The organism is Kluyvera sichuanensis, from assembly GCF_014218705.1.
GTDB classification, from domain to species: domain Bacteria; phylum Pseudomonadota; class Gammaproteobacteria; order Enterobacterales; family Enterobacteriaceae; genus Kluyvera; species Kluyvera sichuanensis.
Genome location: NZ_JABBJF010000001.1, coordinates 139,155 through 162,289 on the forward strand (window position 1 = coordinate 139,155; position 23,135 = coordinate 162,289).

Here is a 23,135-nt window from a genome sequence, read left to right on the forward strand (position 1 = left end):
TCTACGTGCAACTGCTTTAAAAGTCATCAAATCAGTGGGGTTAACTCATATAACACCAGCGCATTGCTCTCCAGCGCGTCAACCACCTGCCAATTTTCCACTACGTCTTCTTCACGCACGCTGAGCGCCGGTCGGGTTTTGTGCGCAAGCCAGGTCCAGGTCTCCTCATCCGGGCCGCTGCTGCTGTCGATGGCTTCCAGGTGAGGGAACAGCGCCCCGTTGAGCTGGTCGAACAGATGCCGCTTGATCTTCCAGCGGCCATTCAGCCCTTGAAGCGCGACCGGATACTGCTGGCGAAAGCGCTGAATAAACGCCTCTTCGCTGGAGAGCCACGGGTTAAAGACCACCGGATTACGCAGCAAAAGCTGATAGCGCCCGCGATGATGCAGCAGCAGGATATTTTTATCGTTGACCAGCACATCACCCTGCAGACGCCGCCAGAGCCAGAGCACCCAGAAAATAGGCCGCGTCAGCCCATGATGGTAGTACAACGCCAGGCTTGAGGTATCAAAGGTGCCGTTGCTTCGCGCTTCACCCTGCTGGCTGGAGTTAAGCCAGAAGCCGGTAAGCTGCACCTGTTCAGCGAGGCCCAACAGGTTATTCATCAGCAGTGCGCCGCGGAAAAATTCGCCGTTGGTGCGCCGGGTTGAGCCGGTCAGGGTGTTCCACGACAGCAGCCACAGCGGTAGCGCAAGGTGGTGCTGCCGCAGCGCGCGCTGGATTTGGCGCACTTTGTCGACCGGGTAGCTCTCGGCGGCGGCCAGCCGGGCACCGTCAAAAGACTGTTGCTGAAAACGCTCGTTGGCATTTGCCGAACAGGCAAGAAAATCGGCCTCTTTTAACAGCGGCGAGCTGAGGATGACATCGTCAACGGTGCCGTCTTCGGTCGGCGTAAAACGGTGCCAGACCCCGAGTAACGAATCTGGAGACAAGCTTCTGATGATGGCTTTCTGCTGAGCCCAGATTTCTGCGCTGGCCTGCGGCGACCAGTGCCAGACGAACTGCCAACTGGCAAGCGTAGACGGCGGAAAATGCTGGGCGGCGAGGGCGAGAAACTGGCGGAGCAGGTCCGGGCGTGTCGTCAGGCTGGTATGCAGTAACACGCGCCAGCCCATGCGCGCCAGAAACGTGAACACCTGCTGTAGGTTGTACCAGCAAGCGTAACCGACCATCTGCGGGTCGTCCCAGCCTTCGCTGAACAGACGGCTACTGAGAAACGGTTCATGAATATCAATCCCGACAATCGGGATCTGCGCATGCAGCGCCAGCAAGGACTGACGCACGTCATCGCGCAGCAGATCGTCAAGCTCGCGCAGGGTAATGATGACCTGGCTATGGCGCAGCGGCACGCGGCGCAGGGGCAGCGTATTTAACGCTATCTGTCGTGACTGCGGATGATGCTGGAGCGGCGGCGGGTTATCCCATGCCTGGATACCCGTGTGGTTCAGCAGCGCGTACAGCGTTTCAGCGGCCACCGGCAGCGCCTGGTCAGGCACGTTTTCCCGCGCACGCTGGCGGCTGTTCACCGTTGGCTGCTGGCGATACTGACGGGGCGTCATGCCGTGGCGGCGCTTAAACAGGTCACTCATCACCCGCGCACTGGCAAAACCCTGCTGCTGGGCAATCCGCTGCACCGGTAGGGCGGTGGTCAGCAACTGCTCGGCGGCTTTCTCTAGGCGTAATGCGGTGATGAACTGCATGAAACTGACGCCCACCTCTTTATGAAACAGGCGGGAGAGCCAGGCCTCGGACACCCGCTCGGCGCGGGCAATTTCGGCGAGTGAAAGCCGCTGGGTGTACTGCGACTCAATCCGGGCGACCACCTGACGTATGCGATGGCTCCATGTTGCTGCACCCTGAGGGGTGACGGATTGGCGTGGTTGCTGAAAATGGGTAGCCAGCAGCAGAGCAATTTCACTCATCCAGCGGTTGGCTTCTAGCCGTGCGTGCGTTTGGTGATTGATGAGATGGGTTATCAGCAGCTGGCGCATCAGCGAGCGCAGCCGGGCTTCATGTTCTAGCGTTGCATGGGGCTGAGCGGCTATCTGGTAGTCAAAACCGAAAAAATGAGCATCCAGTCGGGTGAGCCAACTGCTGGCGATGGTTAGCGTCATCAGCGCATTGGGCCGTTCGCTACCAAGCTGCCAGCGCTGGTCAGGATTGATGAGCGCGAGTGCACCATCCTGCAACTTGCGCACACCGGCGACGGTCTCCAGCGTCACCTCTCCCTGAAGGATCCACAGCAGCGTCAGCGCGGACTGCTCTTCATGAGTCTGATGGCGGACATCCTGCACGGCTAGGAAAAAGTCACTGATTTGCGGCATTGGCATCTCGTTCTCCTGAGACAAAAAACAGCTGTATATTTTTTGTCATAACCAAATCGTATGAAAAATAGTCATATCATTTTCCGTCAATATAAAACAAAAACCTGCACTTTAAAGCCCTGGCGGCGGCATAAACTCGACGTTATCACCGTGGAGCCATAAAGGGATAACAAAAATGACACATCCTATTGTTGAAGCATTGCAGAGCCGTGAGGCGGAATTTATTGCGCTACGCCGTCGCTTCCACCAACAGCCAGAGATCGGTTTTCAGGAGCATAAAACCAGCGCTGAGGTGGCGAAACTATTGGCCAGTTGGGGTTATGAGGTGGACTACGGTCTGGGCGGTACCGGCGTGGTGGGAACGTTAAAAGTGGGCAGCGGCAGTAAAACGTTGGGGTTGCGCGCGGACATGGACGCGCTACCGATGCAGGAGCGCAGCGGTAAGCCGTGGGCCAGCGAAACCGACGGTAGCTTCCACGGCTGTGGTCACGATGGTCACACCACCATGCTGCTTTACGCGGCGGAATATCTGGCGCGCACCCGTGCGTTCAACGGCACGCTGCATCTGATTTTCCAGCCCGCGGAAGAGTTGCTGTACGGCGGTCGCGTGATGCTGGAAGACGGCCTTTTTGCCAAATTTCCCTGCGACCGTATTTTTGGCCTGCACAATATGCCGGGGCAGAAGCTCGGCAAAATAGGCCTGCGTGACGGTGCCATGATGGCATCGTCCGATACGCTGCATATCGATGTTCAGGGCGTCGGTGGGCACGGCGCGGTGCCTGAACATACCGTCGATGCCACCGTCGTGGCTTGCCATATTACTTTGGCACTGCAGACGATAGTGTCGCGAAATATCAGCCCGTTCGATCCGGTGGTGGTGACCGTAGGCAGCATTCAGGCGGGGCAGGCTCCGAACATCATTAACGATAAAGTACAGATGAAGCTAACGGTGCGCACCTTGAGTGAGTCGGTGCGTAAAACCGTGCTGCAACGCATTCACGATATCGCGGTATCCCAGGCAGAGAGCTTCAACGCTACCGCCTCACTTACGCACGTTAATGGCAGCCCGGTGTTACGTAACGACCCGCAGGCGAATCAGATGGTGCGTGAGGTGGCCACCTCGCTGTTTGGTGAACAATCTATCGCCACGGTTAACCCGTTTATGGGCAGTGAAGATTTCGCCTTTATGCTCGAGCAGAACCCTAACGGTGCCTATTTCACTATCGGGGCGGGTGATGAGCCGGAACGCTGTATGGTCCACAACCCGGGCTATGACTTTAACGACGATATCCTGCTGACGGGGGCGGCGCTGTGGTGCGGCCTGACGGAAGATTATCTGCGGGCCTAAGTGACGCGCAACCTGAGGGCGAGCCATGAGTACCGTTTCGTTGACTGAAGCGCCGTATGTCGGTACCGACCGACTGTTGGCGGGCATTGTGCTAAGCGTGTTGACCTTCTGGCTGTTTGCCCAGTCGGTTATCAACGTGGTTCCTGTCGTAAAAAGCAGTATCGATATTTCGCTGGAGACGCTCACCCTTGCGGTCAGCCTCAGTGCGCTGTTTAGCGGTTGTTTTGTGGTCGCCAGCGGCGGCCTGGCGGATAAGTTTGGCCGGGTACGCCTGACGCTTATCGGCCTGATGCTGAGCATCGTTGGCAGCGTGCTGCTGGTGGTTTCTCAGGGACCGATGTTGTTTCTGGCCGGGCGTGTCGTTCAGGGATTGTCTGCCGCCTGCATCATGCCAGCGACGCTGGCGCTGATTAAAACCTGGTACGAGGGGCGGGCGCGGCAGCGCGCGGTTAGTTTCTGGGTGATTGGCTCCTGGGGCGGCAGCGGCCTGTGCTCCTTTGTCGGCGGGGCGATTGCCACCGGGCTTGGCTGGCGCTGGATTTTTGTCTTCTCCATCGCCGCCGCGCTGGCTGCCTTCCTGCTGATTCGCGGCACGCCAGAAAGCCGAAGCGCCACCGCCGCGCAGCATAAGCTGGACGTTAGCGGACTGCTGAGCCTGGTGGCGGGCCTGGTGCTGTTTAACCTGTTTATCTCCAAGGGGCATCACTGGGGCTGGACCAGCGGCCTGTCGCTGTCGATGCTGGCAGGCGCCGTGGTGGCGATGGGCTGGTTTATCCGCAGCGGTCTGCGCAAAAAGGAGGCCGCGCTTATCGACTTCGCGTTGTTTAACAACCGTTCCTATAGTGCGGCGGTGCTGTCGAACCTGATGCTTAACGGCGCGATTGGCACCATGATGATTACCAGCATCTGGCTACAACAGGGGCGACATCTGAGTCCGTTCCAGACCGGGATGATGACGCTGGGCTATCTGGTGACCGTGCTGTTGATGATTCGGGTCGGAGAGAAACTGCTCCAGCGCTACGGCGCAAGGCTGCCGATGATGGGCGGCCCGGCCATCGCGATGGTGGGGATTTTCCTGATTTCCTGCACCTTCCTGGAGACCTGGACCTATATCGTGACCGTCTTTTTCAGCAACGTGCTGTTCGGTTTGGGGTTGGGCTGCTACGCCACACCGTCGACCGATACCGCCGTCACCAGCGCGCCAGAGAATAAAGTGGGCGTGGCTTCCGGGATCTACAAAATGGGCAGCTCGCTCGGCGGGGCGTTTGGCCTGGCGATGACCGCTTCGCTCTATGCGCTGTTCCTGCCGCACGGGATGGCGAAGGCGGCACAGTATGCGCTGTGGTTTAACTGCACGCTGTGCCTGGGGGCGATAGTGGTGAGTGCGCTACTGCTGCCGCGTCGACGTCAAAGCTGATGCTTTTTCAACAGCGCGCGCAGTTGGTGGTAGGTTAGTCCCAGCAGTTCGGCCGCCTGTTTTTGGTTGAATCGGGCCTGTTGCAGACTTTGCTGCAACAGGCCTTTTTCTTGTTCAAGCTGGAACTGGCGCAGATCCAGTGGCAGTGTCGGGCCGACGTTTTCCCCTGCAGGCTCAGCATGAACCGACGGTTGGCGGCGGAACGGGTCGATAATAATATCGTCCAGCGGTTCATCAATGGAGCCGTGGCGGTAGACCGAACGCTCCACCACGTTTTTCAGCTCACGGATATTTCCCGGCCAGCGGTAGTGCAGCAGCGTTTCTCGGGCGCGTTCGGTAAAGCCGGGAAACAGCGGCAGACCCAGTTCACGGCACATCTGAATCGCGAAGTGTTCCGCCATCAACATAATGTCGCTCTGACGTTCGCGCAGCGACGGCAGCAGCACCACGTCAAAGGCCAGCCGGTCGAGCAGGTCGGCACGGAAGGTGCCTTCCTCCACCAGCTGCGGCAAATCCGCATTGGTGGCGCACACCAGGCGTACGTTGACCTGTAATGGCTGGCTGCCGCCGACGCGTTCAAGCTCGCCGTATTCGATGACTCGCAGCAGTTTTTCCTGCACCAGCATCGGCGCGGTGGCCAGCTCATCGAGAAACAGCGTGCCGCCGTCGGCGCGCTCAAAACGCCCTGGGTGACGTTTTTGCGCCCCGGTAAACGCCCCGGCTTCATGACCAAACAGCTCGGAGTCGAGCAGGTTTTCGTTCAACGCCGCGCAGTTAAGCGAAATAAACGGCCCCTGCCAGCAGGAGGAGAGGTAGTGCAGGCGGTTGGCGATAAGCTCCTTGCCCGTCCCGCGCTCGCCGATAATCAGCACCGGTTTGTTCAGCGGCGCCAGTCGGGAAACCTGCTCCAGCACCTCAATAAAGCGGTTCGCTTCGCCGAGGAGAGTATCTTTGTTATCTGCCATGATGAAATTCGCCACATGTTGGTGTAATTCGCCATTTCACTGTAGGCGTTTAACGGCTGAAATTCAATCACCTCTTTGATAATCAATAAGATAAAAAGTTGGCACGGAAGTTGTAATAGTCATTACGCAGGGCTCAGCCCGATACACAGAACTAAGAGGATTGAACAATGGGTATTTTTTCTCGTTTTGCCGACATCGTGAACGCCAACATCAACTCGCTGCTTGAGAAAGCGGAAGACCCACAGAAGCTGGTCCGCTTGATGATCCAGGAGATGGAAGACACCCTGGTGGAAGTGCGCTCCACCTCTGCCCGTGCGCTGGCAGAAAAGAAAGACCTGTCCCGCCGTGTGGAACGTGCGCAGGCGCAGCAGGTTGAATGGCAGGAGAAGGCCGAACTGGCACTGCGTAAAGAGAAAGACGATCTGGCGCGTGCGGCGCTGATTGAAAAACAGAAGCTGACCGACGTTATCGGCACGCTGGAACATGAAGTGACGCTGGTGGATGAAACCCTGGCACGCATGAAAAAAGAGATCGGTGAGCTGGAGAATAAACTCAGCGAAACCCGCGCTCGTCAGCAGTCTCTGGCGCTGCGTCATCAGGCGGCGAGTTCATCCCGCGATGTGCGTCGCCAGCTGGACAGCGGTAAACTGGATGAAGCGATGGCCCGCTTTGAGTCCTTTGAACGCCGCATTGACCACATGGAAGCGGAAGCCGAAAGCCATCGTTTTGGCAAAACGCCATCGCTGGACCAGCAGTTTGCCGAGCTGAAAGCCGATGACGAAATCAGCGAGCAGCTGGCGGCGCTGAAAGCCAAAATGAAGCAGGACAACGAATAATAAGTATTGCGTAGCCCGGACGAGGCGTTCACGCCGACTCCGGGGGAGAACCCGGCGTCGCTTTGCTCGGCCGGGCTACCAAAAATATTGAGCAGTACAGACGGTACTGTTGCTCATCACCAATAAGGAGTTTACATGAGCGCGCTTTTCCTCGGCATTCCCCTGACGTTGTTTGTGCTGTTTGTTTTGCCGATTTGGCTGTGGCTTCACTATAGCAATCGCTCCCGCTCCGGCGAGCTGTCACAGGGCGAGCAGCAGCGGCTGATGCAGTTGACCGATGACGCGAAGCGGATGCGCGAGCGTATTCAGGCGCTGGAAGCCATTCTGGATGCAGAACATCCAAACTGGAGGGACAAATAATGGCGCTGGATTTGAACAAAAAGCTGTGGCGTATCCCGCAGCGAGGCATGGTGAAAGGGGTCTGCGCCGGTATTGCCGAGTACCTCGACGTACCGGTGAAGCTGATTCGTATTATTACCGTGCTGGCGATGCTGTTTGGTCTGTTTTTCTTTGTCGTCGTCGCCTATGTGATTTTGACGTTTGCCCTCGACCCGATGCCGGAAGGGGCGATGAACAACCCGCATCAACCCTCCAGCCGCGATTTGCTGGATACGGTGGATGCTGAATTAGCCGCTGGCGAGCAGCGACTGCGCGAGATGGAACGTTACGTGACATCTGACACTTTTACCCTGCGCAGCCGGTTCCGTCAGCTCTGAGCAAGAGGTCACTGATGAATAATAAATGGCAGCGGGCAGGCCAAAAGGTGAAGCCCGGTTTGAAAATCGTTGGCAAGCTGGCGCTCCTGACGGCCCTGCGTTACGGGCCGGCAGGCGTAGCCGGATGGGCGGTGAAGTCCGTCGCCCGTCGCCCGCTGAAAATGTTTCTGGCGGTGGCGCTGGAACCGCTGTTGTCCCGCCTCGCCAAACGTTATTTCCCCATGGCAAAATAGGGCTATCGGCGTAGCGAGGAGTGTCTGATAAGCAATGAAGCGACTCAAAAATGAATTCAATGCGCTGGTCAACCGTGGCGTTGACCGGCATCTTCGTCTTGCCGTTACCGGCCTCAGCCGCAGCGGCAAGACCGCCTTTATCACCGGCCTGGTGAATCAGCTACTCAATATTCATACCGGCGCGCGCCTGCCGCTGTTGAGCGCGGTGCGCGAAGAGCGCCTGCTCGGCGTCAAGCGCATTCCCCAGCGCGACCTCGGTATCCCGCGATTCACCTACGACGAAGGGCTGGCGCAGCTATACGGCCAGCCGCCGTCCTGGCCGACGCCGACGCGTGGGGTAAGCGAAATACGTCTGGCGCTGCGCTATAAATCGAACGACTCGCTGCTGCGTCACTTTAAAGAGACCTCCACGCTCTATCTGGAAATTGTCGACTACCCTGGCGAGTGGCTGCTCGACTTACCGATGCTCAACCAGGACTACCTGAGCTGGTCGCGCCAGATGACCGGGCTGTTGACCGGCCAGCGTGCCGAGTGGTCGGCAAAATGGCGGCAGCTGTGCGAAGGGCTGGATCCGTTTGCACCCGCTGACGAAAACCGGCTGGCGGAAATCGCTCAGGCGTGGACCGACTACCTGCACCAGTGCAAGCAGGAAGGGCTGCACTTTATTCAGCCGGGTCGCTTTGTGCTGCCTGGCGACCTGGCCGGTGCCCCGGCGCTGCAGTTTTTCCCGTGGCCGGACGTGGACGCCATCGGTGAGTCAAAGCTCGCGCAGGCGGACAAACACAGCAACGCCGGAATGCTGCGCGAGCGCTTCCATTACTACTGCGAAAAAGTGGTGAAGGGGTTCTACCGGGATCACTTCCTGCGTTTCGACCGCCAGATTGTACTGGTCGATTGCTTACAGCCGCTCAACAGCGGCCCGCAGGCGTTTAACGATATGCGCCTGGCGCTGACGCAGTTGATGCACAGCTTCCATTACGGGCAGCGTACCCTGTTCCGTCGTCTGTTTTCGCCGGTTATCGACAAGCTGCTGTTTGCCGCCACCAAGGCGGATCACGTCACCGTCGATCAGCACGGCAATATGGTGTCGCTGCTGCAACAGCTGATCCAGGACGCCTGGCAGAACGCGGCCTTTGAAGGCATTACCATGGACTGTCTGGGGCTGGCTTCGGTACAGGCAACGCAGAGTGGGCTGATTGAGGTTAACGGCGAGAAGATCCCGGCGTTACGCGGTCATCGCTTAAGCGACGGCCAGCCGCTCACCGTCTACCCAGGTGAAGTCCCAGCGCGTCTGCCCGGGCAGGCTTTCTGGGATAAACAAGGTTTTCAGTTTGAGGCCTTCAGACCGCAGACGATGGACGTTGACCAGCCGCTGCCGCATATCCGTCTGGATGCCGCGCTGGAGTTTTTGATTGGAGATAAGCTGCGATGAACGACGCCTATAAACCACGCATTGATTTTGACGGCCCGCTTGAGGACGTAAAAGCAGAACAGTTTAAAACCTCGCAGGCGTTTGATGACGTCACGGCGGAAAAATTCGCACCGGTCACGCTCGATGAAGCGCCGGAGCAGGAAGGACAGGTGGAAGCCACCCTCGATGCCGCGCTGCGCCCGAAACGCAGCCTGTGGCGCAAAATGGTCAGCGCGGGGCTTGGCCTGTTTGGCATCAGCGTCGTCGCCCAGGGCGTACAGTGGACGATGACCGCCTGGCAAACCAACGACTGGGCGGCGCTCGGTGGCTGTGCCGCCGGGGCGCTGATTGTTGGTGCGGGTGTCGGTTCGGTGGTCACCGAATGGCGCCGACTCTGGCGCTTGCGCCAGCGCGCGGAAGAACGCGATGAAGCGCGTACCCTAATGCACAGCCACAGCGTGGGCAAAGGGCGTGCGTTCTGCGAAGGGCTGGCGCGTCAGGCGGGGCTTGACCAGTCGCACCCGGCGCTACAGCGCTGGTACGCGGCTATCCACGAAACCCAGAGCGATCGCGAAGTGGTCAGCCTGTATGCCCATCTGGTGCAGCCGGTGCTGGACGCGCAGGCGCGTCGTGAAATCAGCCGCTCGGCGGCGGAGTCGACGTTGATGATTGCCGTCAGCCCGCTGGCGCTGGTGGACATGGGCTTTATTGCCTGGCGTAACCTGCGCCTGATTAACCGTATCGCGAACCTCTATGGCATCGAGCTTGGCTACTACAGCCGCCTGCGCCTGTTCCGACTGGTGCTTATCAACATCGCCTTTGCTGGGGCCAGCGAGCTGGTGCGGGAAATCGGGATGGACTGGATGTCTCAGGATCTGGCCGCGCGTCTGTCGACCCGTGCGGCGCAGGGGATTGGTGCCGGGCTGCTGACCGCGCGTCTAGGGATCAAGGCGATGGAGCTTTGCCGACCGCTGCCGTGGATTGATAACGATAAGCCGCGCCTCGGTGACTTCCGCCGCGAGCTGATAGGGCAACTGAAAGCGACGGTGCAGAAAGGAAAATCGGCGGCACAACGGGATAGTTGACGAGATAAAATATGGTTATGCAAAAATTGTATAACCTATTTCTATACTTATCTTTACTGAAAGTGACAAGCAGCGCTACTTTAGCTGAATCGTCCACAACACGTTCATTTTCAGGAAGTCCCGATGACCAAAAAACTGCTGCCGTTACTCGTGCTGACCGCGCTGTCAGCTTCCGCATACGCCGCTACGCCGCCGAACACGCTGGTCGTGGCTCAGGGTCTGGACGATATTGTCAGTCTGGACCCGGCGGAAGCCAACGAGCTCTCCAGCATCCAGACGGTGCCAAGCCTCTACCAGCGTCTGGTCCAGCCGGATCGTAACGACCCGGCAAAAATCACCCCGATTCTGGCAGAAAGCTGGCAGGCTGATGCGGCGAAGAAAACGCTGACCATCAAGCTGAAAAGCGACGCCAAATTTGCCTCCGGCAACCCGCTGCGCCCGGAAGATGTGATCTTCTCTTACACCCGTGCCGTCACGCTCAACAAATCTCCGGCGTTTATCCTTAACGTCCTCGGCTGGGAGCCTGGCAACATTGCCAGCCAGCTGAAGAAAATTGACGACCATACGCTACAGCTAAGCTGGACCGCTGACGTCAGCCCATCGGTGGCGCTGAATATTCTCTCTACGCCGATTGCCTCGATTGTGGATGAGAAGCTGGTGGCAGCCAACGTGAAGGGTAATGACTTCGGTAACGAATGGCTGAAAATGCACTCGGCGGGCAGCGGTGCGTTCAAAATGCGCGTCTACCAGCCGCATCAGGCTATCGTGCTGGAAGCCAACGACACTTCACCAACCGGCGCACCGAAACTGAAAAGCGTGATCATTAAAAACGTGCCGGATCCGGCCTCCCGCCGCCTGCTGATCCAACAGGGCGATGCTGATGTGGCGCGCGACCTCGGCGCCGATCAGATTGACGCCCTCCAGGGTAAGCCGGGCTTACAGGTATTAAGCATTCCGTCTGCCGAGCAAAACTACGTGGTGTTCAATACCGCGAACACCGCCAACCCGCTGCTGGCGAACCCGGCGTTCTGGGAAGCGGCGCGCTGGCTGGTGGACTACAACGGCATCACCAAAGATCTGCTGAAAGGGCAGTACTTCGTGCATCAGAGCTTCCTGCCGGTCGGTTTCCCGGGCGCGCTGGACAACACGCCGTTTAAATTTGACCCTGCCAAAGCCAAAGAAATTCTGGCGAAAGCGGGCATCAAAGACGCCCACTTCACTCTCGATGTGGAAAACAAACCGCCGTTTATCACCATTGCGCAGTCGATGCAGGCAAGCTTTGCCCAGGGCGGCGTGAAGGTGGATCTGCTGCCAGCAGCGGGCAGCCAGGTTTACGCTCGCGTGCGGGCGAAGCAGCATCAGGCGGCGATTCGTCTGTGGATCCCGGACTACTTTGACGCGCACTCCAACGCCAGCGCCTTTGCCTTTAACGACGGTAAATCCAGCACCGTGGCGGGGCTGAACGGCTGGAAAATCCCTGAGCTGAATAAAGCCACGCTGGCGGCCGTCGCCGAACCGGACGTCGCAAAACGCCTTGACCTGTACAAAAAAATGCAGGAAGAGCTGCAGCGTAATTCGCCGTATGTCTTTATTGACCAGGGCAAAACGCAGATTGTGGTTCGCGACAACGTGAAGGGCTACCAGCAAGGGCTGAACGCCGATATGGTCTGGTACGACCGCGTGACGAAATAGTCCGTCAGATAACCCTGGCCCGGCGGCGTAAACCGTCCGGGCCATTGTCGTTTTCTCGTTGATATACGGAAATACCCATGCCCGCCGCTTTACCGAATCCCACCGCGCTGCGAACGCGTCGGTTACTGTCTGCGCTTTTTCAGGGCTTGCTAACACTCGCGCTCACGCTGCTGGGGCTGTTGCTTGTCACCTTTGCGCTCTCTGCGCTTTCACCCGTTGACCGCGTGCTGCAAATTGTTGGCGACCACGCCAGCCAGTCGACCTACGATCAGGTTCGCCATCAGTTGGGCCTTGACCGTTCTCTACCGGTACAGTTCTGGCACTATCTGGTTAACCTGTTCCATGGCGATCTCGGCACCGCCAGCGCCACCGGGCAACCGGTGCTGCACGATCTGCTGGCCGCCTTTCCCGCAACGCTTGAACTCGCCACGCTGGCGCTGGTTATCGGCGCGGTGTTCGGCGTGATTGCTGGCGTCCTCTGCGCCCGCTACGCGGGTTCCCCCTGGGATTTTGCCGTACGAACGCTGACGCTGTTGGGTAACTCGGTGCCGATTTTCTGGCTCGGGCTGCTGATGCTGGCGCTGTTCTACGCGAAGCTGCAGTGGAGCCCTGGCCCCGGTCGGCTCGACGACATCTACCAGTTCACCATCGAACCCAAAACCGGTTTTGCGTTGATTGATACCTGGCTTTCCGGCGACAAAGAGGCTTTCCGCAACGCGTTCAGCCATCTGGTGCTGCCGGTGCTGCTGCTGGCCTACTATTCGCTGGCCAGTATCACGCGCCTCACGCGTTCCGCCTGCCTGAGCGAGATGAACAAAGAGTACATCCTGCTGGCACGCGCCAAAGGGGCAGGTGAGATGAGCATTCTGCTGCGTCACGTGCTGCCGAATATCCGCGGTACGCTGCTGACGGTCATCGCGCTGGCCTATACCTCAATGCTAGAGGGCGCGGTGCTGACCGAGACGGTGTTCTCCTGGCCGGGGATTGGCCGCTACCTGACGACGGCGCTGTTCGCTGGCGATACGGCGGCAATAATGGGGGGAACGCTGCTGATTGGCGTTTGTTTTGTATTGATTAATAACCTCACCGATGTGCTGGTGCGGCTGACCGACCCGAGGGTTCGCTGATGCCATCATCTCTGTTTTTGCGCCGATTACTGCGCTCGCCTGCGGCCTGCTGCGGGCTGATTATTATTGCCCTGCTGGTACTGACGGCGTTGTTGGCGCCGTGGCTTGCGCCGCAGGATCCCAACTGGCAGGACGCCGCCGCGCGTTTGCAAATGCCCAACGCGCAGCATTGGCTCGGCACCGACAGCTACGGGCGCGACCTGCTCTCAAGGCTGATTTACGGTACTCGTCCGGCACTGGGGCTGGTGGCGCTGGTGACGGTGATTACGCTGCCGGTTGGGCTGCTGATTGGCATTCTTTCCGGCTATTACGGCGGCTGGCTGGAGCGCATTCTGATGCGTTTTACCGACGTGGTGATGTCGATGCCGCGCCTGATTCTGGCCTTTGCCTTCGTGGCGATGCTGGGCCCAGGGTTGGTTAACGGCGCGTTAGCGCTGGCGCTGACCACCTGGCCTGCCTATGCACGACAGGCGCGCAGTGAAATCCAGCGTCTGCGGCATAGCGACTATTTAGCCGCCGCCGAAATGATGGGGATTCGCGGCCTGCGCCTGCTGATCGGCCATATTCTGCCGCTGTGTCTGCCGTCGGCGATCGTACGTCTGGCGCTGGATCTGGCGGGGATCATTCTGGCCGCTGCGGGTTTAGGCTTCCTCGGCCTGGGCGCACGCCCGCCGATGGCGGAGTGGGGGGCGATGATTGCCGATGGCATGCAGGTGATCTTTGATCAGTGGTGGATTGCCGCCGCACCAGGTGCGGCGATTCTGATTGCCAGCCTGGCGTTTAACCTGCTGGGCGATGGTTTACGTGACGTTCTGGAGCCGCAACATGACTGAGCAACGCCTTTCCGTACAGGGGCTGAATATTGATTATCCCCGCGCGCGGGTGGTCAACAATATGAGCTTCACGCTCGGCAATGAGCGACTGGCGCTGGTGGGGGAATCCGGCTCCGGCAAGTCGATGACCGCGCGGGCGTTGATGGGGCTGGTGCGCAAGCCGGGTATCGTCAGCGCCGACCGTCTCAACGTGCTTGGCCATGATGTGCTCTCCCTGAATGCGCGCGGCTGGCGTGCGCTGCGGGGCAACGACATCGCCATGGTGCTGCAAGACCCTCGCTATGCGCTGAACCCGGTGAAAACGGTACGTGAGCAACTGGAAGAGGCGCTCACTCTCCATCAGCGGCTGAACCGCCGCGAGCGGCAGGAAAAGTGTGAGTCCGCGGTGCTGGCGATGGGGCTCGACGTGGCGGTGCTGAACCGCTATCCGGGCGAACTGTCCGGCGGCATGGGCCAGCGGGTGATGATTGCCATTGCGCTGATTAACGACCCTAAAGTCCTGATTGCCGATGAACCCACCTCGGCGCTGGATGCCCGTCTGCGTAATCAGATCCTCGAGCTGCTGGTGGCGCAGTGCGAACAGCGGCAGATGGCGATGCTGCTGATTAGCCACGATTTACCGCTGGTGGCTCAGCACTGCGACCGGGTATTGGTGATGTATCAGGGTAACGGCGTGGATGAGATGGCGGCACGCGATTTACCGCAGGCCACGCACCCTTACACCCGCACCTTGTGGACCTGCCGCCCGAACGCGCAGACCTATGGTCAGATGCTGCCGACGCTGGATCGCAGTCAGAACTTTGAGGAGACGGCGCATGGCGATCGTTGATATTCAGGCGTTACAGGTGACGTTTGGCGAGAAAACGGCGGTGTCGGCGGCCAGTTTCCACGTCAACGCTGGCGAAACCTTCAGCCTGATTGGGGAATCCGGCTGCGGGAAATCGACCATTCTGCGGGTTATCGCTGGGCTGCAGCGCGAGTGGGGCGGGCTGGTTTCGCTGTTCGATAAACCGATCACCCCCGGTGCACGCTTCCAGGGTGAACTGCGCCGCAACGTGCAGATGGTTTTCCAGGACCCGTACGCTTCGCTACATCCGAACCATACGTTGTGGCGTACGCTGGCCGAGCCGCTGAGTATTCATGGTGAAACGGACATTGAAGCACGAGTGCAGACGGCGCTGGAGCAGGTGGGGTTGCCCGCCGATGCCGCCAGCCGCTATCCGCATCAGCTTTCCGGCGGCCAGCGTCAGCGCGTGGCGATTGCCCGCGCGCTGCTGCTGCGGCCAAAAATCCTGCTGCTCGACGAACCCACCTCGGCGCTGGATATGTCGGTGCAGGCGGAGATCCTGAACCTGCTCAACCGCTTGAAGCAGGACCACGGTATGACCTATCTGCTGGTGAGTCACGATGCGGATGTGATTGCGCATATGTCCGACCGCGCGGCCTTTATGGCGGGTGGGATGATTCAGCGTTTCTTCGACCGTAACGCGCTGGAGCGTGGCGAGCATCGAATGGGGTAATTTTTAACATCCTGGCACAATCTGCCCCCTCTCCCTTTAAGGGAGAGGGTTGGGGTGAGGGTTAATCCACCGCCGCTACAATCATCTCATTACGGATTGGCTATCGTGCCGTCCCCTCACCCTAGCCCTCTCCCCAGAGGGGCGAGGGGACCGTTAAGTGCGGTTTATTAATTGAACGCATAACTTTACGGCACAACGCCCATTTTTCCGCCATACTGTCAATAATTGTTGACACTCATCTTCACGCCAGCGAATAAGTGTCTTATTATTCATACGTCTTTGGCTTATAAGGGTGAACACTCCCATGCGTCTTGAAGTCTTTTGTGAAGACCGTCTCGGTCTGACCCGTGAACTGCTCGATCTTCTGGTGCTACGCGGCATTGACCTGCGCGGTATCGATATCGACCCTGTTGGCCGAATCTACCTTAATTTTGCGGAGCTGGATTTCACCAGCTTCAGCAGCCTGATGGCGGAAATCCGCCGCATTGCGGGCGTGACCGACGTTCGTACCGTCCCGTGGATGCCCTCCGAACGTGAACATCTGGCGCTGAGCGCGCTGCTGGAAGCGATGCCGGAGCCAGTATTGTCGCTGGATACGCGCAGCAAAATCGAACGCGCTAACCCGGCGAGCTGCCAGCTGTTTGGCATGAGCCAGGATAAAATGCGCAACCACAACGTGGCGCAGCTAATTAGCGGCTTTAACTTCCCGCGCTGGTTCGAAAGCGACGAAGTGGAGTCTCATGCCGAACACGTGGTGATCCACGGGCAGAACTTCCTGCTGGAAGCCACGCCGGTCTACCTGAGCGGCGAAAACGACGCCCGTGTGCTGGCCGGGGCGGTGCTAATGCTACGCTCCACGCTGCGTATGGGCCGCCAGCTGCAAACCATGACCACCCAGGACGTTAGCGCGTTCAGCCAGATTGTGGGCGTTAGCCCGCGTATGCGTCAGGTGGTGGATCAGGCGCGCAAGCTGGCGCTGCTGACTGCGCCATTGCTGATCGTCGGGGAAACCGGCACCGGTAAAGATCTGCTGGCCCACGCCTGTCACCTGGCAAGCCCGCGTGCAGCGAAGCCGTACCTGGCGCTGAATTGCGGCTCCATTCCGGAAGATGCGGTTGAGAGCGAGCTGTTCGGTGATGCCGCTGAGGGTAAAAAAGGGTTCTTCGAACAGGCTAACGGCGGCTCGGTGCTGCTGGATGAAATTGGTGAAATGTCGCCGCGCATGCAGACCAAACTGCTGCGTTTCCTCAACGATGGCACCTTCCGCCGCGTAGGTGAAGATCATGAAGTGCATGTCGACGTTCGCGTTATCTGCGCCACCCAGAAAAACCTGGTGGAGCTGGTGCAAAAAGGGCTGTTCCGCGAGGATCTCTACTATCGCCTTAACGTGTTAACCCTTAACCTGCCGCCGCTGCGCGATCGTCCACAGGACATCATGCCGCTGACCGAACTGTTTGTGGCGCGCTTTGCCGATGAGCAGGGGATCTCCCGTCCGAAACTTTCTGCCGATCTCAATACCGTACTCACCCGCTACGGCTGGCCGGGCAACGTTCGCCAGCTGAAGAACGCGGTGTACCGTGCGCTGACCCAGCTCGAAGGCTACGAACTGCGTCCGCAGGACGTACTGCTACCGGATCACGATGTATCAAGCGCGGCGGTAGGGGAAGAGGCGATGGAAGGCTCGCTGGACGATATTACTCGTCGCTTTGAACGTTCGGTGCTGACGCAGCTTTATCGCAGCTATCCAAGCACTCGAAAACTTGCCAAGCGTCTGGGCGTATCGCACACGGCGATTGCCAATAAATTGCGGGAATATGGCCTGAGCAACAAGAAGGGCGAAGAGTCATAAAAAAACAGCCTCTGAAAAGAGGCTGTTTGTCTTTTGCGGTGCGGTGATTACGCTTTCAGGGCAGCCAGTGCCGCATCGTAGTCTGGCTCGTTGGTGATTTCGTTCACCAGCTCGCTGTAGACCACGTTGTCGTTTTCATCGATAACCACAACAGCACGTGCCGCCAGACCTTTCAGTGCGCCGTCTGCGATGCCTACGCCGTAGGTCTGCAGGAATTCTGGAGCACGCAGGGTAGACAGAGTAACTACGTTGCTCAGGCCTTCTGCGCCGCAGAAGCGAGACTGCGCGAACGGCAGGTCGGCGGAAACGCACAACACCACGGTGTTGGCCAGCTCGCCAGCCAGTTGGTTGAATTTACGCACAGATGCCGCGCAGACGCCGGTATCGATGCTTGGGAAAATGTTCAGAACTTTACGTTTGCCCGCGAACTGGCCGAGGGTGACGTCTGACAGATCTTTTGCCACCAGCGTAAACGGTTGAGCTTTATCGCCCGCCTGTGGGATAGAACCTTGAACAGCAACGGGATTGCCCTGGAAATGTACGGTTTGCGACATGATTATCTTCCTGTTTACATATAGTTAACGTCAACCCTAGTGTATGACAACAGGTGTTAACACGGCAAACCCTATTTACGCCTGATTGTAAGGAGCAAAAAATGAGAAAGCTGCGAGTCTTCGAAGAAGCCTGGCCATTGCATACCCCTTTCGTTATCGCACGCGGTAGCCGCAGTGAAGCGAAGGTCGTGGTGGTCGAACTGGAGCAGGATGGCGTAAAAGGGGTGGGTGAGTGCACGCCGTATCCGCGCTACGGCGAAAGCGTCGCTTCGGTGATGGCGCAAATCATGGCGCTGGGCGAACAGCTGGAACAGGGGTTAACCTGCGAACAGCTGGCCACGCTGCTGCCGGCCGGGGCCGCGCGAAATGCGATCGACTGCGCGCTCTGGAGTCTGGAAACGCACTTGTTGAAAAGTGACGTTGTCACGCAGTTAGGTGTTCGCCTACCTGACACCCTTACGACTGCCCAAACGGTAGTCATTGGTACCCCAGAGCAAATGGCCGCTAGCGCAAAGGCCCTGTATGAAAGCGGTGCCCGATTGCTCAAAGTGAAGCTGGATAACCATTTTATTTGTGAAAGGATGGTGGCGATTCGCGCCGCCGCGCCGGATGCCACGCTGATTGTTGATGCCAATGAATCCTGGCACGGCGATGGGCTTGCCGCGCGCTGCCAGCTGCTGGCGGATTTGAACGTCGCGATGCTCGAACAACCTTTACCGGTGGGCGAAGACGAGGCGCTTAGCCACTTTATCCATCCGTTGCCGATTTGTGCCGATGAAAGCTGCCATACCCGGGAAGATTTGCCCGTGCTGCGCGAGCGCTATGAGATGGTGAACATTAAACTCGATAAAACCGGAGGCCTGACCGAAGCGTTGGCGCTGGCCGCCGAGGCCAAAGCGCAGGGCTTTGCGCTGATGCTCGGCTGCATGCTGTGTACCTCGCGGGCCATTGAAGCCGCGCTACCGCTGGCACCGCAGGTTCGCTTTGCCGACCTCGACGGCCCGACCTGGCTTGCCGCCGATGCCGAACCGGCGCTGCGTTTTACCTGCGGTGAGCTTCACTTGTGATGCGCTGACTGCCAGTGCAGCAGCGCCGTCATCGCCGCCAGATACTTCTCACTGGCCTCGTCGGAGGAGACAGGAGGGAACTCGGCGGTGATACAGTGCAGGCCAATATCGGCGCACCAGCTGCCAAACGACCCTGGCGTTTCATAACCGACGCTGCTGACCAGTGGCAGGCTGAACGCCTCGGCAAGCCATTGCCCCAGCTCGCTGTGACGGCTGTCCTCAATGCAGGCCAGCGGATCGTGGAACGACACTACCCACGCTGGGTTAATCTGATGAATCAGCTGACAAAGCGCCCGGCTCTCCGGTTCGGAGCCGGGGCGGCTACCGGTCTGCAACACCACGTCGCGTTGTTCCGCCGCGCTGTTCCAGCGGTACACCGTGTCGCCCGCCTTCCAGTTTGCCGACGGGAAGTTGCGGTTCAGATCCACGCCGTTTGCGTTCGCCCGCAGACCCAACTGACAGCCGTCCGGGTTTACCGCCAGCACCACGTGGTGGCGGCGAAGGTCCGGGGCCAGCGTACGCAGCGCGCAGGAAAGGGTGACGACCGAGGCGTTTTCATCACCGTGCGTGCCGGCAATGATCAAACCGCTCTGCGGGCCAGCCAATGGGGCGGGAAACCAGATGAGCGGAGCCCCAAGCAGAGAACGACCATAGTGTTGTGTTCCGGGCGGGAACGCGCCGCGCTGGGCGCGAGGGCGGGTGGATGACATACGCTGAGTCCTGATACGCAATGGGGATATTGAGCAGTGTTGTGCAAAAATCGCCGCGAATCAAATAGTTTCCCTGATAGATATTGCTGGTGACATATCAAGTTTATGTGACATGTTGTTTGCAATTACCGCGACTGAAACAAATAATATTTTCATCAAGTTGTGTGGGTTTGCCAATTTTAAGGGGATGACATGAAGTTACCGTTCACCTTGACCTGTTGCGCCGTCTTGCTTTCAGGTCTGAGTTCTATCGCCGTCGCGGCCGACGTTCCCGCTGGGACGGTGCTGGCGAAGCAGCAGGAGCTGGTTCGTCATATTAAAGATGAACCCGCTTCATTAGATCCCGCAAAGGCGGTGGGGCTGCCGGAGATTCAGGTCATTCGCGATCTGTTTGAAGGGCTGGTGAACCAGGATGCCAACGGCAATATCATTCCAGGCGTCGCCACCCGCTGGCAGACGAACGATCAGCGTATCTGGACATTTACCCTGCGCAATGATGCAAAATGGTCCGACGGTACGCCGGTCACGGCGCAGGACTTCGTTTACAGTTGGCAGCGTCTGGTTGATCCGAAAACCACCTCGCCGTTTGCCTGGTTTGCCGCGCTAGCTGGTATCACTAACGCTCAGGATATTATCGACGGTAAAGCCAAACCGGAGACGCTGGGGGTCACCGCGGTGGATGCCCACACCCTGCGCGTTCAGCTGGATAAACCGCTGCCGTGGTTTGTGAACCTGACCGCCAACTTCTCGCTCTATCCAGTCAATAAAGCCAACGTCGAGAGTGATAAAAACTGGACGCGTCCAGGTAAGCTTATTGGCAACGGTGCCTACGTGCTGGCAGACCGCGTGGTGAATGAGAAGCTGGTAGCGGTACCGAACAAGCACTATTGGGATAACGCGAAGACGGTTATTCAGAAAGTCACCTTCATCCCGATAAACCAGGAGTCCTCCGCCACCAAACGCTACCTGGCGGGTGATATTGATATCACCGAATCCTTCCCGAAAAACCAGTATCAGAAGCTACTCAAAGAGCTGCCGGGCCAGGTCTATACGCCGGCGCAGCTGGGTACCTATTACTACGCGTTCAACACCCAAAAAGGGCCAACCGCCGATGCGCGTGTGCGTCTGGCGCTGAGCATGACCATCGACCGCCGGATTATCGCTGAGAAGGTCTTAGGCACCGGTGAGAAACCGGCATGGCGCTTTACCCCTGATGTGACCGCTGGCTTTAAGCCGCAGACCTCAGAGATGGCGCAAAGCAGCCAGGCCGAACTGAACGCGCAGGCGAAGATGCTGCTGCAGGCGGCAGGCTACGGCCCAAATCGTCCGCTGAAGCTGACGCTGTTGTACAACACCTCGGAAAACCACCAGAAAATCGCGATTGCGGTGGCATCGATGTGGAAGAAAAACCTCGGCGTTGACGTGAAGCTGCAAAACCAGGAGTGGAAAACCTATATCGATAGCCGTAACACCGGTAATTTCGACGTGATTCGTGCGTCGTGGGTGGGCGATTACAACGAGCCGTCAACCTTCCTGTCGCTGCTGACCTCCACCAACACCGGCAACATTTCCCGTTTCAGCGACCCGGCGTATGACAAGGTGATCCGCCAGGCGACGCTGGAGAACACGGCCGAGGCGCGTAACGCGGACTACAACACCGCCGAGAAAATTCTGGCCGAGAAAGCGCCTATTGCGCCTATCTACCAGTACACCAACGGACGGTTGATCAAGCCGTGGGTAAAAGGCTACCCGATCACCAATCCGGAAGACGTGGCTTATACGCATACGATGTATATCGTGAAGCACTAGTTGAATACATGCTCCTGATAACCTTCGTTAACCTCATCTAAAACTAGAGCTGGCGCGGATTACAGCGCCAGTACCTAAAATTAATGCTGATAGCTTATAACAAATAAAATTAGCCTCAAGCCGGCTACTAAACCGAACTCAAGCCCCGTTAAGGGGCTTTTTTAAATCTCAGGCAAAGGAGGTAAAACGGGTGACCGAAGCCACCCCGAATTTTAGTAACAAGTCCCACCTTTATGGTGAGAACCCGTGCCTCCATGCGGATGTGTGCCTTTAGGGCAGGCCATCGTAGAAGCTGAGATCATGCCGAAAGCGGCAACCAGTAATAGTGCTATTATCTTTTTCATTCATTAACCTTACCGAAAAATGTAATGCGATGGTGCAGGACCGTTTTGTAACGGTTAGTTGTTATTTCAAGTAGTATTTAATTGAGAAACTGGTCTTAAATCCTCAGTGGATAGGCCATTTAAATGTTATTTTTATTTATCAAGATTTCTCATTTTTGAAAATTTAAATATAGCCCTGCATGAGAAATATTAACTAATTGCAACCATATTGATTACAATTGTGATAGTACGATTCACCTTGTGAGTTCGTTCCCGAAATAATTCGATTACCTCCACCCATATTGGTCTGTGTTTCGTTCCAACTCTCACCATCTGCGGCTGTGCCGTTAGTGTAAGTGCTATTTCCTATGGTTTTGGAGGTCTGAGACCAACTGGTACCGTTCGCCGAGTTTCCATTTACTATGGTGGTATTACCCATACGATTAACAGTGTAGGTATTTCCATTGTTATCATAACAAGTCGATAACGCATCGGTGCCAATGCATTGTGCATTTGCACCATATGATGCGAAAGCGAGCAGTAAAACTAATAGTTTTTTCATTTTATTAACCTTGTTTGAAGAATAAGTCATGATTATATATCTGTTGAGAATATGACTTAAATAATATATTGGATGTAATTATGACAGTAACTACGTATTCCTGGTATTTATCACTCGGTGCGGGAGTCATCGAATATAGCCAGATGGTACGGTCGGCCCAGTTCGGTGATGGTTATGAATAGGTATCCGAACACGGGTTGATGATGTGCACGATACTGCGATTACGCGCAACCAACGGATAGGATGAAAACATCAGACATTTGCTCAGGTTAAGCAATAAAATCGACTTTATTGCAGATAAACAGCGTTTAATCTCAAAAACGGTAATCTTTAACCCTATTAATGGTTGGACTTTCCATCGGCAGAGTCTTATCTTGGGAGGAAACATACGAGGTTATCATCATGAAAGACGTAGTGGATAAATGCAGTACCAAAGGGTGTGCAATCGATATTGGCACCATCATTGAGAATGATAATTGTACCAGCGTTATTGAGCGTATCTTCCCATCGGAAAATGAAGCCGAGCTCGCCGTGGCTAAGATTAAGAAACTAGCCGCAGCAGCGTCATCGGATGAAGACGCTGTGGTGACTTATCAGGTTGTGAAAGCCGATAACGACGTGAAGCTGACTGCTTCAGTGACCTTCTCTTGCCAGGCTGAAATGATTATTTTTGAATTATCATTGAGATCGGCATTCTAAGCGTAGCGTTCCCGTCATTCTCATCGGGAAGCGTCTTTCAGAAAGACAGGTAAGG

At 57.3% G+C, this 23,135-nt stretch carries 22 protein-coding genes; 17 read left to right on the forward strand and 5 right to left on the reverse strand.

The genetic code is table 11. The features are described 5' to 3' along the window. Positions 1-26 precede the first annotated feature (26 nt). Positions 27-2,324 (reverse strand): helix-turn-helix domain-containing protein, encoded by a 2,298-nt coding sequence (locus tag HII27_RS00670; protein ID WP_185666357.1) that lies wholly within the window; start codon positions 2,322-2,324, stop codon positions 27-29. Between the two features lie 175 nt (positions 2,325-2,499). Between HII27_RS00670 and HII27_RS00675 the strand changes: the two genes are divergently transcribed. Then, entirely contained in the window at positions 2,500-3,672 is a 1,173-nt protein-coding gene (locus tag HII27_RS00675; RefSeq protein WP_185666057.1) for a M20 aminoacylase family protein, read from the forward strand. A gap of 25 nt (positions 3,673-3,697) precedes the next feature. Beyond that, positions 3,698-5,089, forward strand: coding sequence for an MFS transporter (locus tag HII27_RS00680; RefSeq protein ID WP_185666058.1), 1,392 nt, complete (start codon positions 3,698-3,700; stop codon positions 5,087-5,089). Here HII27_RS00680 and pspF read toward each other — a convergent pair. Beyond that, positions 5,080-6,054, reverse strand: coding sequence for a phage shock protein operon transcriptional activator (gene pspF, locus HII27_RS00685; protein WP_185666059.1), 975 nt, complete (start codon positions 6,052-6,054; stop codon positions 5,080-5,082). The genes HII27_RS00680 and pspF overlap by 10 nt on opposite strands. Positions 6,055-6,221: 167 nt before the next feature. Here pspF and pspA point away from each other — a divergent pair, with 167 nt between their 5' ends. From pspA to tyrR, 12 genes are all read left to right on the forward strand, one after another. After that, positions 6,222-6,890 carry a phage shock protein PspA gene (gene pspA, locus HII27_RS00690; protein ID WP_185666060.1) on the forward strand — a complete coding sequence of 223 codons (669 nt, stop codon included), beginning with the start codon at positions 6,222-6,224 and terminating at the stop codon, positions 6,888-6,890. 135 nt (positions 6,891-7,025) lie between these two features. Beyond that, a complete protein-coding gene (gene pspB, locus HII27_RS00695) occupies positions 7,026-7,250 on the forward strand; it encodes an envelope stress response membrane protein PspB (RefSeq protein ID WP_035894063.1) in 225 nt (74 codons plus the stop codon). Next, the gene (pspC, locus tag HII27_RS00700) at positions 7,247-7,606 is read left to right on the forward strand and encodes an envelope stress response membrane protein PspC (protein ID WP_185666358.1); all 360 of its coding nucleotides are present in this window, start codon (positions 7,247-7,249) and stop codon (positions 7,604-7,606) included. Before pspB ends, pspC begins: the two co-directional genes overlap by 4 nt. Before the next feature lie 14 nt (positions 7,607-7,620). Then, positions 7,621-7,839, forward strand: coding sequence for a phage shock protein PspD (pspD, locus tag HII27_RS00705; protein WP_185666061.1), 219 nt, complete (start codon positions 7,621-7,623; stop codon positions 7,837-7,839). 34 nt (positions 7,840-7,873) lie between these two features. After that, positions 7,874-9,271 (forward strand): YcjX family GTP-binding protein, encoded by a 1,398-nt coding sequence (locus HII27_RS00710; protein WP_185666062.1) that lies wholly within the window; start codon positions 7,874-7,876, stop codon positions 9,269-9,271. Next, positions 9,268-10,335 (forward strand): YcjF family protein, encoded by a 1,068-nt coding sequence (locus HII27_RS00715; RefSeq protein ID WP_185666063.1) that lies wholly within the window; start codon positions 9,268-9,270, stop codon positions 10,333-10,335. The genes HII27_RS00710 and HII27_RS00715 overlap by 4 nt, the downstream gene beginning before the upstream one ends. A gap of 123 nt (positions 10,336-10,458) precedes the next feature. Then, positions 10,459-12,027, forward strand: coding sequence for an ABC transporter substrate-binding protein (locus tag HII27_RS00720; RefSeq protein ID WP_185666064.1), 1,569 nt, complete (start codon positions 10,459-10,461; stop codon positions 12,025-12,027). Positions 12,028-12,104: 77 nt separating this feature from the next. After that, positions 12,105-13,154 carry an ABC transporter permease gene (locus HII27_RS00725; protein ID WP_223883117.1) on the forward strand — a complete coding sequence of 350 codons (1,050 nt, stop codon included), beginning with the start codon at positions 12,105-12,107 and terminating at the stop codon, positions 13,152-13,154. Continuing rightward, positions 13,154-13,987, forward strand: coding sequence for an ABC transporter permease (locus HII27_RS00730; RefSeq protein WP_185666065.1), 834 nt, complete (start codon positions 13,154-13,156; stop codon positions 13,985-13,987). Before HII27_RS00725 ends, HII27_RS00730 begins: the two co-directional genes overlap by 1 nt. Beyond that, positions 13,980-14,816, forward strand: coding sequence for an ABC transporter ATP-binding protein (locus HII27_RS00735; RefSeq protein WP_185666066.1), 837 nt, complete (start codon positions 13,980-13,982; stop codon positions 14,814-14,816). The genes HII27_RS00730 and HII27_RS00735 overlap by 8 nt, the downstream gene beginning before the upstream one ends. Next, positions 14,803-15,507 (forward strand): ABC transporter ATP-binding protein, encoded by a 705-nt coding sequence (locus HII27_RS00740; protein WP_185666067.1) that lies wholly within the window; start codon positions 14,803-14,805, stop codon positions 15,505-15,507. Before HII27_RS00735 ends, HII27_RS00740 begins: the two co-directional genes overlap by 14 nt. A gap of 304 nt (positions 15,508-15,811) precedes the next feature. Next, positions 15,812-17,356: a transcriptional regulator TyrR gene (tyrR, locus tag HII27_RS00745; protein ID WP_185666068.1), complete on the forward strand. Its 1,545-nt coding sequence runs from the start codon at positions 15,812-15,814 to the stop codon at positions 17,354-17,356. A gap of 47 nt (positions 17,357-17,403) precedes the next feature. Here tyrR and tpx read toward each other — a convergent pair whose 3' ends face one another. After that, on the reverse strand, positions 17,404-17,910 hold the full coding sequence (gene tpx, locus HII27_RS00750; RefSeq protein ID WP_064545896.1) for a thiol peroxidase: 507 nt from the start codon (positions 17,908-17,910) through the stop codon (positions 17,404-17,406). 101 nt (positions 17,911-18,011) lie between these two features. On the opposite strand from tpx, the gene ycjG reads away from it, so the two are divergent. Further along, positions 18,012-18,977, forward strand: a complete 966-nt coding sequence (ycjG, locus tag HII27_RS00755) for an L-Ala-D/L-Glu epimerase (RefSeq protein ID WP_185666069.1) — start codon at positions 18,012-18,014, stop codon at positions 18,975-18,977. Here the strand turns inward: ycjG and mpaA are convergent. Then, positions 18,968-19,687 carry a murein tripeptide amidase MpaA gene (gene mpaA, locus HII27_RS00760; RefSeq protein WP_185666070.1) on the reverse strand — a complete coding sequence of 240 codons (720 nt, stop codon included), beginning with the start codon at positions 19,685-19,687 and terminating at the stop codon, positions 18,968-18,970. The two genes, ycjG and mpaA, sit on opposite strands and share 10 nt — an antisense overlap. A gap of 192 nt (positions 19,688-19,879) precedes the next feature. Between mpaA and HII27_RS00765 the strand changes: the two genes are divergently transcribed. Beyond that, positions 19,880-21,496 carry a peptide ABC transporter substrate-binding protein gene (locus tag HII27_RS00765; RefSeq protein WP_185666071.1) on the forward strand — a complete coding sequence of 539 codons (1,617 nt, stop codon included), beginning with the start codon at positions 19,880-19,882 and terminating at the stop codon, positions 21,494-21,496. Between the two features lie 537 nt (positions 21,497-22,033). Here HII27_RS00765 and HII27_RS00770 read toward each other — a convergent pair. Continuing rightward, positions 22,034-22,381, reverse strand: coding sequence for a hypothetical protein (locus tag HII27_RS00770; RefSeq protein ID WP_185666072.1), 348 nt, complete (start codon positions 22,379-22,381; stop codon positions 22,034-22,036). A 402-nt stretch (positions 22,382-22,783) separates the two neighbouring features. Between HII27_RS00770 and HII27_RS00775 the strand changes: the two genes are divergently transcribed. After that, positions 22,784-23,080 carry a DUF406 domain-containing protein gene (locus HII27_RS00775; protein ID WP_185666073.1) on the forward strand — a complete coding sequence of 99 codons (297 nt, stop codon included), beginning with the start codon at positions 22,784-22,786 and terminating at the stop codon, positions 23,078-23,080. Positions 23,081-23,135 lie beyond the last annotated feature (55 nt).